The following is a 13,545-nucleotide window of genomic DNA, read 5'->3' as shown; positions in this document are numbered from 1 at the left end:
CAAAAACCGCCTTTCTAAAAGGGCTGTATCCGCAGCAAAGCTGGTAAATCCAGCGAAGCGAGGTGTTGATAAGCTTGATCTATGACACGCTCGCCTCTAAGGAAGCCTGTATTAGCTCCAGGACAAATATACCGGAGAGTTTCTGGTGTAAAACGTTCTAACAATAATCGAAGACTCTGAATTTGTCTTGGCCAGTGAAAAGTTTTTGCCGTCCGTAATGGTACTGCTTTACCATGCTGGTTAGGGAGTAAATGGCGACCAGAAAATAATATACCTCCAAGTTCACTGTAGTAGAGGCAGGATGAGCCAGGAGAATGACCTGGTGTCCAAATCACTTGTGTTGCTGCATCAAGAGTAAATTCTTGCTTAAAGGTAGTTACGGTTAAGCCTGGTAATAAATAAGCTTCTTGCTCTTGAATCAGCACCTCACAGCCAAAGGTTTGCTGAATTTCAGCGGTCTTGCCAATAGCGCCTCGATGGGTGATAAATAACCAACGCACGCCTCCATGCGATCGCCAAAAATCTTGATTTGTTTGGTCTAGGGCAGGGCAGTCTATGAGGATATTGCCTTCATTTCTTACAATAAAATAAGAGGTTCCCCCTAATGTGTCCCGATTGGGTGGAAAGGCAAAAATGCTCTTTTGTGCGAAGTCCGATTGCAGAGAAGTTTCGCTAGGAACTTCGTTAGGGAAGACAGCCCGTGGCAGCTTAGTTGTATGACTTGGTTGTTGAGGTAAAGGGCACATGATCAAAGAACCGAAACTGAGGAGTTGTGGACAATCTGGTTAAAGTGGGGAAATTCTCAAGAATTGAAACTTGAGCGTTAACCAGCACTGTTAACCGTTGTGAAATTGGGATTTGAGGTCTGCCTTGTAGTTAATGCTATGGTGCTGAAGCTACTGGTGGGGCGTTTTGTCAAAATTACTGAAGATAACATGGCATTTTGGTTTCTGTTTATCCTCCTACTGGGGCTAGCTACTTATCTAATGGTGCAGCACAGTGTCGCTCACATCACCCGGACACCAGTATGGTTGTTGTGGCTGGTTTTAATGACACCAGCATTTCTGTTGAGTGGATGGACGCTGGTATATGGGGCAAAACAACCTCCGCCGCCAGCGCCGCTCATCTGGTCGATATTTGTCTGCACACTGTTGTACTGGATCTTGTTTCAATGGGGGCGTCGAGTCCCCAGAGATACACAGACCGAAGCTCAAGCCCAAGCCTCAGAATCACAGCCGACTATTCAGCCTATTACAGAACCAATCGTGCGTCCCATTGAGCCAACGGAAGAAACCCAACTGCGAAATTGTTTTCCTTGGTCTGTATACTACGTTCAAAATATTGAGTATCGACCACAAGCTGTGATTTGCCGTGGTCAGTTGCGAACTAAAGCTAGCAACGCCTACCAGCAGATTAAGACTAATATTGAAGCACAATTTGGCGATCGCTTCTTGCTGATCTTTCAAGAAGGTTTCAATGGCAAACCTTTCTTTGTATTGGTTCCCAACACTCAAGCTGCTAAACAGACAAATACACCACGACGCGACCAGGAACGCTTAACTCGACCAGGATTAGCGCTTCTACTACTAGTAGCTACTTTGCTAACTACTACCTTGGTGGGAGTAGAAATTGCTGGTGTTTCTCTGCCGCCTCTCTGGGAAATTGGTTCTTTGTTCAAAGTTCTATCTAACCCAAATGTCCTATTTAAGGGATTGCCATATTCCTTAGGACTGATGACTATTTTGGGCATTCATGAACTTGGGCATTATTTGACTGCTAAATTTTACAATATTCGCTCGACGTTGCCTTACTTTATTCCCGTACCTTTCTTCTTAGGAACTTTTGGCGCATTTATTCAGATGCGTAGTCCCATTCCCAACCGCAAAGCTTTATTTGATATTAGTATTGCTGGCCCAATTGCAGGTTTTGTTGTTACTTTGCCATTACTAATATGGGGCTTGGCTAATTCTGACGTGGTTGCCATCACCGAAAAAACCCGACTTTTGAATCCTGATGGACTCAATCCTAAGTATTCAATTTTACTAGCGCTACTCTCGAAGTTAGCTTTGGGAAGTCAGTTAACCGCAAAATCAGCCCTTGACCTGCATCCAGTTGCAGTAGCAGGTTTTCTGGGACTTATTGTCACAGCATTAAATTTAATGCCTGTGGGACAACTAGATGGAGGTCACATTGTCCATGCAATGTTTGGACAACGAACTGCGATTGTAATTGGTCAAATTGCTCGCGTGTTGTTGCTATTACTTTCTTTAGTTCGGGAAGAATTTTTGGTGTGGGCAATTATCTTATTATTTATGCCATTGATTGATGAGCCTGCGCTGAATGATGTCACTGAATTGGATAATAAACGTGACATTTGGGGATTAATGGCAATGGCTTTGTTGATTATAATTGTTCTGCCGCTACCGCAGGCGATCGCTAACTTTTTGCAAATTTAAAAAGTAAAGGTATCAGCGATCGCGTTCTCAAGCCTTATCGTTTTGCTAATTCTGGAGTCCGCCCCTTTAAGCCAATCATCAACTTCAGCATAAACACCTTTAACATAGGTACTCGCTGCAAAAACCATAAACCCAGACGACGAACCACCACCACAGGTAAGAAATTATTAGAAAACATCCGATCTAACAAATCGGTGAAACCTAAAATTGTTAGATTTTCGAGCTTGCGCCAGCGTTCATAACCTTTAAGAATTTGAATATCGCCAATATCTTTACCCGCTTTATGCGCTGCTTGAATTACTTGCGCCAAAGCCGCGGCATCCCGAATACCCAAATTTAAACCTTGTCCGCCGACAGGATGGCAATTGTGCGCCGCATCACCAATTAATGCCAGTCGGGGGAGAACGTAGCGATCGCTTTGCATGAGTTGTACCTGAAAAACAAAGCGATCGCCTAGTAATTCCAGTTTCCCCATCTGATCGCCATAGCGGCGGGTTAGTTCTGCCAAAAATTGCTCGTCATTTAAAGCACACAAGGCTTTTGCTTCTTCATGGGGTGCTGTCCACACAATGCGGCAACGGTTCCCCGGTAAAGGTAAAATCGCAAAAGGCCCACTAGACCAAAATCTTTCGTAAGCGGTGTTATTGTGGGGTTTTTCTGGTTTGACAAAGGCGACGATGCAAGATTGCCAATATTTCCAGCCCGAAGTTTTGATTCCAGCAGCTTGCCGAATAGGCGATCGCGATCCATCTGCTGCTACAACTAATTTGCTGCGAACTGTCTTTAGTCGATCGCCAATTTTTATCTCTATCGCGACTATATTCTGCTGGTATTGCGTATTTACCACTTCAGCCGGACACAAATAAGTCACATTGGGGCAATTTTGCACAAAATCTTGCAACGGCTGCAACAGCGCTTGGTGTTCCGCTACATAACCCAACTCTGCTGTATCTATATCATCTGTGGTAAATTCCACCACATTCGGATAATCAGCATCAGAAAGACGAACTTGGCAATACTTGGCTATTTGCGGCAACATTTTGTCCCAAACGCCAATTCCTTCATAAATTAGCGACGAAAGCTTATGAACTGCATAAGCTTGTCCCTTCGCTACCGCTGCTGATGCCACTTTCGCCTCAATCAGCAAGACACTCAAGCCAGAATCTTTTAAAGCAGAGGCTAGAGTTAACCCAATAATCCCACCGCCGACAATTACCAAATCATATTCATATCCCCGCTCATTTGGCGGTGTTAGTTGAGGGGAAATTTGCTCAAGCTGCGTTATGGCCATTGTTAAGTTAGATTACAGCGTCTTAACTCTTATTTTGACGCGATCGCGCCTCCTTGAGCAAGTTAACAATTCAAAATTTTATCCAGAACCCTAGTAGAGACGCGAATTTTCGCGTCTTTGCGAATTTTCGCGTCTCCACAAATTATTTGCTGACTCGATAGATTGGTCTAACCTGACGATAAGTATTAAGTAAGCTGAGAAATTTATTCCCATCAAAATTTATCGGGTCAACTTTTTTACCAGAACGGTCAACTAGATGGTGCGTAGTAATGCGATCGTCTGGGACTTGACTTTGAGCAATTAACCAAGCAAGAGAATTATATTGAGCTTCCGTGTAGCCGCTATGGGTTTGTTGACTGCCACTATCATAACTATCTGGCGGTGTTTCCAAAGAGACGTGATAAGCAAAATTATTCACAGAAGCTGGCAAAGTTGGATTAGTCTGCACAGTTTCCACTCCCTGAGAACCATCAAACACAGAGTTAGCTGCACCAAAAGCCCGCTTTTCTGGCGGTACTAGATAAACCACCGTTCCGTCTAACTTGATTAAAGCGTGGTAACTTGCTTGCACACTTTCATCATCATGAGCTACTTGAAAGAAATTGATGGCGCTAGAAGCTGAATAACCAGTTTCATGGATGACGATAATTGGTTGGTTGCTGAGAGGAATGCCATTAACATCTTGAGCGTACCGTTCTCCATAGTTACTTGGGTCAACTGAGACAACTTGATAATTAGGTCTGTACTGTGCAAAAGCTTGAGTAGTTACATACCTTTCTACAGGCTTGTTAGTCTTGACTGGGGACTTGATAACATTTTGAGATTTCTTCTCTGGCTCTTTCGCTGATTGAAATTGCGCTTGGGGATATTTACTGAAAGCTGTAATCTGTGGATTGGATGTCCGGGATGTTGTCGGATTATTTTGTAATTTTGTCGCTCGTCCAATTAGCAGCACTACACTTAAAGCCATGAACATCAGCGAGATTAGTAGCACCCTAGTCGCCCAGTCTTTAAACCTCATTTTTCTAATACCCGTAAAACGTAGATATAAACTTATAGCTGAACTGGCGTATCCTTCGTAGAGGCGCACTTCTGTAAACCTCTACTGCCTATGGTATCCAAACGAGAATCGCCATAATACCTTAAGGCTAGTTAAATATACGCTACTAGTATATGTTGGAATCCTAAGTAATTGTTTTAAATGCTTCCTTTGTCATGGAGCTATTTAAATGCTATCAAAACCATTGCTACTGGTTCAGGGAATAGTTGATGAATTATGTCTCTACAATTCAAGATCGCAATCTCAAATCTAATATAGTTAGCGTTTATACTCTGCTGCGTGATGTTCGCATAGCCACAGGTAATGTCCCTCTGGAGTCAAAACGTTCTTTAATCCACCCCAGTGCTGCTGGGGATCTTTTTCTTGTAACAGTTGACGCAAGGCACGCAAAGCTGCACCATCGGCGCGTTCTGGATCTAAATCTTCACCTCTAGCAATTTTGTCTGCTAATTCTAAATCTTCAGACTCTTTCAGTTCAGGTAATTTTGCTGCTAGTTCTTTAAATAGTTCTAAGTCATTTTTAAATAGCGTTTCATATTCTTTAGGATCTACCACACCCAGCCAAGGGCCAATTATCGGTGCCGCATATTTCAAGACTTTGAATAAGTTACCAATATAAGGTGCTGTTACTCTCAGCCATTTGGCAGGTTCATTTATTTCATATAAACCACCTTCTTGGGTGGGATGCCAACAGCCGGGTGCTTGGCAATAGAGTTGTAAATCTAATTTCTGTCCAGTTAGATTCTTTTGCCAAGCTTTACCACCACGGGGACGCAGGACAAAGACATTGGGACAATGAGAATCTATGGTTGCTTGTTCGCGGCGGAATGCATTAGTAAATCCCCGTTGCGTCAGTTCTAGGAGATTTTTAAATTCATCGAGAATTACTGCTTGTCCGTCAACAACTGTTTTTTCTAATTCGTCAATGCGTTCTAGCACTGCATTTTGAGTATTCCAGTTTAAGCCATATAAGAGTTCTGGCACTGATACATCTTCCATAGCTTCTGGACATTCAATTGTCCCCTTCTTTTTTTCCCAGCGTTGCGATAGTTGTTTATAGTCAAATTCGTGGGTACATGGTTGACCATTATGACCAAAACATGGAATTGTGCGTTGAATGTCTAATCCGGGAAACCTGGCAAGAGTGACTTCCATGCCATCTCGAAGCAGGACAAAGAAATTCAGCGGGTTAGGGCCTCGCACTGTTAATTTAATATAGCGATCGCTTTTAACAGCTTCCACTAATGCTAAATGTTCCTGTTCATAAGCAAATAAGACACCGTTACGCCAATGAATGCCAGTTGTAAAGCGGTGTTGACGCGCAATAAACCAAGTGGGAATACCCGCCGGAATGGTATTGAGTTGAAATTTCATCGAAATTTCATTGCACTCATTTGTTTGTTTAATTTGCTGCCATTTCTGTTCATAATTAGGCGCGTCGAGGGGCAAACGTTCCACAACCAGACTGAGATCCCGGTTTTCTTGAGTGCGGTAGGAAAGGTCAAAACGCTCCATGAGGTGCAAAAAGTGATCCCGCATTGATGGCTCTAAGTCGCGCCAAAGTTGATTCATTTCCTGACGGGTGAAAATGCCCTTGCGGTTGATTACGTCTTCGCTTTCCAGTGCTTTACTGATATATTCAGTTACCCACTGGGGCTTGAGAATAACAGTATCGTTAAGTTCTTCATTGTCTTGGAAGTAGAGAATTTCACCTAATTCATGCAGCCATCGTGCTAGCACTTCCTGACTTTCAGTTACTTGGGACTCAGCCATGATGTCCCACAATTGCTGAGGTGTGATGTATTTCTTTGACTGGGTGCGGATGGCATTGGCAGCATTTAACCAAGTAGTAGGCCAGATTTCACCCATTAAGGGTAACTTGGCGGCTGCTTCAGCAATTGCTCGCCGCAGTTCTTCAACGCCTCGACTGATTTTAGAACTAATTTTACAGTGTTCGACAATCTGGGGATATTTGCGGCGTAACTCAGCCAGAGGAAGGTCTGCATCTCGCTCATCGATGTGGGTCGCGACGAGTAAAATCAAAGATTCTGGGGCTAAGGCTTTGATAATATCCAGCCAGTAGTAGAGTTTACCTTGCTCAAATCCTAGTCGAGCATTCCAGGCGAGTAAGAACAAGGAGCGGTTGGTGAGAAAAAATTGATGGGTTGCGTGATAGATTTCCTGTCCGCCAAAGTCCCAGGTTTTCAGATGTATGCTAGTCCCTGCTTTTCTAGGATGGGTTAAATGGAGCCATTTAATTTCAATGCCGTGGGTGGTGGATTCCTGGGTGTCAAATTCTTCTCCTCGCAGTGCCCTTAATAAGGATGTTTTACCTACACCTCCTTCACCAACTACTAGCAGTTTAGAAACCCACTGCCGTAAGCTACCTTCTAACCTTTCTCGAAGATAGGTCAAAATAGCCTGTGTTCCTTGCTCAACAATTTCAGGCGGTGGCGAAGTTAATTGTGGATTGTTATCGAGGGATAGCCTTGTCAAGTTGGAGAGTTGGCTAATTTCTAGCGGCAGGCTACTCAGTTGATTGTTAAGAAGCGATAGCTTTGTCAGGTTAGAGAGTTGGCAGATTTCTAGCGGCAGGCTACTTAATTGATTGTTATACAGGGATAGCACCTTTAGGCTGGTAAGTTGGCAGATTTCTAGCGGTAGACTGCTCAGTTGATTGTCATTGAGGGATAGAACCTCCATATTGGTGAGTTGGCTGAATTCTGACGGTAGCCTGCTTATTTGATTGTTATGAAGATATAGCTTTGTCAGTTGAGAGAGTTGGCCGAATTCTAACGGCAGGCTGCTTAGTTGATTGTTATAAAGGGACAGCAGTTTCAGACTGGTGAGTTGGCAGATTTCTGGTGGCAAGCTGCTCAGTTGATTATTACGGAGGTCTAGCTCCGTCAGTTGGGTGAGTTGGCAGATTTCTGGCGGCAAGCTGCTAAGTTGATTGTTACTGAGGTCTAGCTCCGTTGCCTTTTCCTTGGCAGCTTGTTCAATAATTTGCAATAGTTCTTCGTTTGTCACCCGTAAACCTCATCAACTCTGTAGCTATATTTACCAGAATAGTGTATTGCAACTAGGAAATGGAGAGTAGGAAATGGGGAATGGAACTAGATTAATGTGTTCCATCTGTGTAGAAACGACTGTAATGTTTAAATTAGCAGGGTGCGATCGCTAACCTCGCAATAATATTCACTCATTCACGAGTATCAAAGACTCGTTAACGGAGTTCAAAGACTCATTCACAAAGCTCTGAGGTTCATCGACAAAGCTTTGAGGTTCATCGACAAAGCTCTGAGGTTCATTGACAAAGCTCTGAGGTTCATCGACAAAGCTTTGAGGTTCATTGACAAAGCTCTGAGGTTCATTGACAAAGCTCTGAGGTTCATTCACGAGTATCAAAGGTGCGTTACGCTTTCGTGCTGACACACCCGAAGACTACGATCGCTTTATAATTGCGATGTCTATGACAGGCTACGCCTACGCATCACCAACGCTACAGGCGATCGCCTTATGGCATACATTGAATATAGTTAGAGCGATCGCTTTATAATTGCGATGTTTACGACGGGCTACGCCTACGCAGTTTTAAAACAAATCCATAAGTACTTATCCCAATTCTCTTGATGAAGAGACGGTTTCGTTAATTTGAGAAGATGGTTTATTGAAGAAACTCCAGATTCTTTGAATAGCTATTATTAGAAAACCAATCACAATCACTCCTGCTACCACTGGTAAAGCTAGCGCTAGTACAGACAGTCCGATTGCAATGAGCAACTCAATGGTTGACACAACAGGATTGGTTAATCCACCTGAAACGCCAGTAGAACTTATCCGCAATATATTCGTTAATCCTTGAGTTAATCCTGCGGTTCCACCACCAGCGATTAAAGCTAAGGTCCATTGCACTAGTGGATTCATCTCTGGAGCAACAGATGCTGTGACAATTGTCCCGGCGATAAATGCCGCAGGAGTGGCTACAATATCCAGCAGATGATCCAACCAAGGAATGTAATAACCGATAATTTCCAGTAAACAAGCGACTGCAAAGACAATTACAGCTTGAGGTGTTTCCAGCCAATCAAAGTTAGTCGGCAAATCTAAATGTCCAAAAACTGAAGCCACACTCAATGCTAGCAGTGGTACAAATACTCGGAAGCCAGCTGCAGCGCTCAAACTAATCCCCAGTAATAATTCAATAAATGTATTTAGATTGAACAAAGAATTTAAATCCATAGTAGGACTCAAGTTATACTCCTGGTGTTTTTTCCATCTTTGAGCTGAACGGAGTAACAACTCTAAGTTGTGATCCCAAGATAAGAAACTTGGCGAAAATATTTCATCTGACTATGTGTAGAATTCAGTGAAACCCCACCTGCGTCAATACTGCGTAGGTTTTGCCTAAAAAATAACTCCAATGTAGGTTGCGTTTCCTTCTTCAACTCAAAATTTTCAGGACTTTGTTTGTGAGCCACCGACTTCTAGAGTGATATCATGTCCGCATAATTAGTTATGCTAACCACAGTCATTACACCCCACCCCCCGATGCTTTGGCTACGGTGTATAAACAAGTCACCAGTTTTATCCCAATACGCTTGGGATAAGCCAGAAACCCCTCATGTAGAGACGCGATTTATCGCTCATGTAGAGACGCGATTTATCGCTCATGTAGAGACGCGATTTATCGCTCATGTAGAGACGCGATTTATCGCGTCTAAAAGACTGACACGTTAGAGAGACGCAATAAATCGCCGTCTCTACAAAGAATGGACTCGTCAATTATTCCTTGACAGCTTTTGCATAATTCTGCCGTCGCCAACCTTGAGAAATCAGGTCAAAATGAGCCAATGGTGAGTTTCAGCAAAACAGACTTTATTAAAAGATGCCGAAAATATCACAATCTTGGAAAATAATAAAGTAAGTCGAGTATCACAAGACTCACTTGATTTCCTCATTTCTTCTAGGAAAATATGACTCATCCTTTCCTTGAACGCCTGCGTAGTCCAGATAGACCAGTCCTCGTCTTCGACGGGGCGATGGGAACCAACTTACAAACCCAAAACCTGACTGCTGAAGACTTCGGCGGCCCACAGTATGAAGGTTGTAACGAATACTTAGTTCACACGAAACCCGAAGCTGTCGCTAAGGTTCACCGCGACTTTCTCGCGGCTGGTGCAGATGTGATTGAAACGGATACCTTTGGCAGTACATCCCTGGTGCTGGCAGAATATGACTTAGCAGACCAAGCCTACTACCTCAGCAAGACAGCCGCAGAATTGGCGAAGCGTGTCGCTGCGGAATTTTCCACGCCAGAAAAACCCCGGTTTGTGGCAGGTTCCATCGGCCCGACAACGAAACTTCCTACCTTGGGACATATTGACTTTGACACCATGAAAGCTAATTTTGCCGAACAAGCAGAGGCGCTGTGGGATGGTGGTGTCGATTTATTTCTGGTGGAAACTTGCCAAGATGTGCTGCAAATTAAGGCGGCGCTGAATGCCATTGAAGAAGTGTTTGCCAAAAAAGGCGATCGCCGTCCGTTGATGGTGTCTGTGACAATGGAAAGCATGGGCACAATGTTGGTTGGTTCCGAAATCAGCGCTGTGCTGACAATTTTGGAACCTTACCCAATTGACATTCTCGGTTTAAACTGTGCCACAGGCCCAGACTTGATGAAACCACATATCAAGTATTTGGCAGAACATTCACCTTTCATCGTTTCCTGTATTCCTAACGCGGGTTTACCTGAGAACGTGGGCGGTCAAGCGCACTACCGCCTGACACCGTTGGAATTACGGATGTCATTGATGCATTTTGTTGAAGATTTGGGTGTCCAAGTGATCGGGGGTTGCTGTGGGACACGTCCAGAACACATTCAACAATTGGCAGAAGTAGCTAAAGGTCTGAAGCCAAAAGTTAGACAACCTAGCTTAGAACCAGCAGCAGCATCAATTTACACCACTCAGCCTTACGACCAAGATAATTCCTTCTTGATTGTTGGCGAACGTCTCAACGCCAGTGGTTCCAAGAAGTGCCGCGATTTGCTAAATGCCGAAGATTGGGATGGACTCGTTTCAATGGCGAGGGCGCAAGTCAAAGAAGGCGCACACATCCTTGATGTCAACGTCGATTATGTGGGACGTGACGGCGTGCGGGATATGCACGAATTAGTTTCGCGCATTGTCAATAATGTGACATTGCCTTTAATGCTTGACTCCACCGAATGGGAAAAGATGGAGGCGGGTTTAAAGGTTGCCGGTGGTAAGTGTTTGCTGAACTCCACCAACTACGAAGATGGGGAACCGCGCTTTTTGAAAGTGCTTGATTTAGCGAAAAAATACGGTGCTGGTGTAGTCATTGGTACTATCGATGAAGATGGGATGGCGCGGACAGCAGACAAAAAGTTTGCGATCGCACAACGCGCATACCGTCAAGCTGTAGAATATGGCATACCACCCACAGAAATATTCTTTGATACCCTCGCGTTACCAATTTCCACCGGAATTGAAGAAGACCGAGAAAATGGTAAAGCCACAATTGAATCTATCCGACGCATTCGTGAAGAATTGCCTGGATGTCATGTAATTTTGGGTGTTTCTAATATTTCCTTTGGTTTAACTCCAGCCTCGCGGATGGTGCTGAACTCGGTGTTTTTGCACGAAGCGACGACGGCGGGAATGGATGCAGCCATTGTCAGCGCTAACAAAATTTTACCGCTATCGAAAATTGACGCCCGCCATCAAGAAATCTGTCGTCAGTTGATTTATGATGAGCGGAAGTTTGAGGGTAATGTTTGCGTTTACGATCCCTTGGGAGAGCTTACCACAGCTTTTGCTGGGGTAACGACAAAACGCGATCGCTCTTTAGATGAAAGTCTCCCTATCCCAGAACGTCTCAAGCGTCACATCATCGACGGCGAACGCATTGGCTTAGAAGAACATCTGAAAAAAGCCTTAGAAGAACATCCCCCCTTAGAAATTATCAACACCTTCTTGCTAGATGGCATGAAAGTTGTCGGGGAATTATTCGGTTCTGGACAAATGCAGCTACCTTTCGTTTTGCAATCTGCGGAAACCATGAAAGCTGCGGTAGCATTTCTAGAACCGTTCATGGAAAAATCAGAATCAGGCAACAATGCCAAGGGAACCTTTATCATTGCCACAGTTAAAGGCGATGTCCACGACATTGGTAAAAACTTGGTGGATATCATCTTGTCCAACAACGGCTATAAGGTGATTAACCTGGGAATTAAGCAGCCGGTGGAAAACATCATCAACGCTTACGAACAGCACAAAGCTGACTGTATAGCCATGAGTGGATTGCTGGTAAAATCCACCGCCTTCATGAAAGAAAACTTGGAGGTATTCAACGAAAAGGGAATTAGTGTCCCCGTAATTTTAGGTGGTGCGGCGCTGACTCCTAAATTTGTGCATGAAGATTGCCAAAAAACCTACAAAGGTAAAGTTGTTTATGGCAAAGATGCCTTTTCTGACTTGCACTTCATGGATAAATTAATGCCAGCAAAGGCCACTGGTAACTGGGAAGATTTGCAGGGATTTTTGAATGAAGTGGAAACTGCTGAAGTTTCGACAAATGGCCACAAAGAACCAAAAGCGACAACTGCTGAAGAAACAGCATCTGCTGAACCCAAAGAAGTAGATACGCGGCGTTCCGATGCTGTGGCCATAGATATTGAACGTCCAACGCCGCCTTTCTGGGGAACGAAGTTATTGCAGCCTAGTGATATTCCCATCGAGGAAATATTTTGGCACTTGGATTTACAAGCTTTAATTGCTGGACAGTGGCAATTCCGCAAGCCAAAGGAACAATCCAAGGAAGAATATCAGGCTTTCTTGGCTGAGAAAGTTTACCCAGTTTTAGAAACTTGGAAACAGCGAATTATTGAAGAAAATCTGTTGCATCCCCAGGTGATTTACGGGTATTTCCCTTGTCAAGCTGAGGGAAATTCTCTACATATATATGACTCTGAGAACCAATCACAGCAGGTTACAACTTTCGAGTTTCCTAGACAAAAGTCGTTAAGGCGGCTGTGCATAGCAGATTTCTTTGCACCGAAGGAATCGGGAATTATTGATGTGTTCCCGATGCAGGCGGTGACTGTAGGGGAAATTGCCACAGAGTTTGCCCAAAAGCTGTTTGCTGCCAATCAATACACCGATTATCTGTATTTCCACGGCATGGCGGTGCAGGTAGCGGAAGCTGTAGCTGAGTGGACACACGCCAGAATTCGCCGAGAGTTAGGTTTTGCTGCTGAAGAACCCGACAATATTCGGGATATATTAGCACAACGCTATCGTGGCTCACGGTATAGTTTTGGGTATCCAGCTTGTCCAAATATTCAGGATCAGTACAAGCAACTGGAGTTATTGCAGACTGACAGAATTAACTTGTATATGGATGAAAGTGAACAACTTTATCCAGAACAGTCTACCACCGCGATTATTACCTATCACCCATTAGCCAAATACTTTAGCGCGTAGAATCCTACCCCTTCAACCCTCGCCGGAAGTGAGGCGAGGGAATAGGGAGTAGGGAAATCCGAATCAGAAAATGGGGGCAAACAACGCTCAAAAAAGGTGCGTAGGCGCAGCCCGTCGTAGACATCGCCTAAGTTATGCTTTTAAAATCCTAATTGGTATCATGCCCTTCTGTGTTCTCCGGGTTTATCCTGGAAAACAGAAGGTTAGCCTGTATTAGCCACTATCATCATT

At 44.0% G+C, this 13,545-nt stretch carries 9 protein-coding genes; 3 read left to right on the top strand and 6 right to left on the bottom strand.

Going from position 1 to position 13,545, the window contains the following annotated elements; translation table 11 throughout:
* Positions 1-14: 14 nt before the first annotated feature.
* On the bottom strand, positions 15-746 hold the full coding sequence (locus RM347_RS06015; RefSeq protein ID WP_322717454.1) for an MBL fold metallo-hydrolase: 732 nt from the start codon (positions 744-746) through the stop codon (positions 15-17).
* A gap of 189 nt (positions 747-935) precedes the next feature.
* Here RM347_RS06015 and RM347_RS06010 point away from each other — a divergent pair, with 189 nt between their 5' ends.
* Positions 936-2,456 carry a site-2 protease family protein gene (locus RM347_RS06010; RefSeq protein ID WP_322717560.1) on the top strand — a complete coding sequence of 507 codons (1,521 nt, stop codon included), beginning with the start codon at positions 936-938 and terminating at the stop codon, positions 2,454-2,456.
* Positions 2,457-2,490: 34 nt separating this feature from the next.
* Here the strand turns inward: RM347_RS06010 and RM347_RS06005 are convergent, their stop codons facing one another.
* The 5 genes from RM347_RS06005 to RM347_RS05985 all read right to left on the bottom strand — a co-directional run bounded on the left by RM347_RS06005 (position 2,491) and on the right by RM347_RS05985 (position 9,049).
* On the bottom strand, positions 2,491-3,747 hold the full coding sequence (locus RM347_RS06005) for an FAD-dependent hydroxylase (RefSeq protein ID WP_322717453.1): 1,257 nt from the start codon (positions 3,745-3,747) through the stop codon (positions 2,491-2,493).
* Positions 3,748-3,889: 142 nt separating this feature from the next.
* On the bottom strand, positions 3,890-4,768 hold the full coding sequence (locus RM347_RS06000; protein WP_322717452.1) for an N-acetylmuramoyl-L-alanine amidase: 879 nt from the start codon (positions 4,766-4,768) through the stop codon (positions 3,890-3,892).
* A gap of 297 nt (positions 4,769-5,065) precedes the next feature.
* A complete protein-coding gene (locus RM347_RS05995; protein WP_322717451.1) occupies positions 5,066-7,837 on the bottom strand; it encodes a COR domain-containing protein in 2,772 nt (923 codons plus the stop codon).
* A gap of 168 nt (positions 7,838-8,005) precedes the next feature.
* Positions 8,006-8,206, bottom strand: a complete 201-nt coding sequence (locus tag RM347_RS05990; RefSeq protein WP_322717450.1) for a hypothetical protein — start codon at positions 8,204-8,206, stop codon at positions 8,006-8,008.
* 216 nt (positions 8,207-8,422) lie between these two features.
* A complete protein-coding gene (locus RM347_RS05985) occupies positions 8,423-9,049 on the bottom strand; it encodes a DUF4126 domain-containing protein (protein WP_322717449.1) in 627 nt (208 codons plus the stop codon).
* 276 nt (positions 9,050-9,325) lie between these two features.
* On the opposite strand from RM347_RS05985, the gene RM347_RS05980 reads away from it, so the two are divergent.
* Complete coding sequence (locus RM347_RS05980; protein ID WP_322717448.1) at positions 9,326-9,547, top strand: hypothetical protein; 222 nt, start codon at positions 9,326-9,328, stop codon at positions 9,545-9,547.
* A gap of 236 nt (positions 9,548-9,783) precedes the next feature.
* Positions 9,784-13,314 carry a methionine synthase gene (metH, locus tag RM347_RS05975; protein WP_322717447.1) on the top strand — a complete coding sequence of 1,177 codons (3,531 nt, stop codon included), beginning with the start codon at positions 9,784-9,786 and terminating at the stop codon, positions 13,312-13,314.
* The last annotated feature ends 231 nt before the right edge of the window (positions 13,315-13,545 follow it).

This window comes from Nostoc sp. ChiQUE02, assembly GCF_034531305.2.
Lineage (GTDB): Bacteria > Cyanobacteriota > Cyanobacteriia > Cyanobacteriales > Nostocaceae > Nostoc.
The sequence above is the reverse complement of the archived record's forward strand: the minus strand, read 5'-3'. Positions and strand labels throughout refer to the sequence as shown.

Excerpts from the sequence above, each read along its gene's own strand:
- metH (WP_322717447.1), top strand. The coding sequence starts at position 9,784 with ATGACTCATCCTTTCCTTGAACGCCTGCGTAGTCCAGATAGACCAGTC.
- RM347_RS05985 (WP_322717449.1), bottom strand. The coding sequence starts at position 9,049 with ATGGATTTAAATTCTTTGTTCAATCTAAATACATTTATTGAATTATTA.
- RM347_RS06005 (WP_322717453.1), bottom strand. The coding sequence starts at position 3,747 with ATGGCCATAACGCAGCTTGAGCAAATTTCCCCTCAACTAACACCGCCA.
- RM347_RS06000 (WP_322717452.1), bottom strand. The coding sequence starts at position 4,768 with ATGAGGTTTAAAGACTGGGCGACTAGGGTGCTACTAATCTCGCTGATG.
- RM347_RS05980 (WP_322717448.1), top strand. The coding sequence starts at position 9,326 with ATGCTAACCACAGTCATTACACCCCACCCCCCGATGCTTTGGCTACGG.
- RM347_RS06010 (WP_322717560.1), top strand. The coding sequence starts at position 936 with ATGGCATTTTGGTTTCTGTTTATCCTCCTACTGGGGCTAGCTACTTAT.
- RM347_RS06015 (WP_322717454.1), bottom strand. The coding sequence starts at position 746 with ATGTGCCCTTTACCTCAACAACCAAGTCATACAACTAAGCTGCCACGG.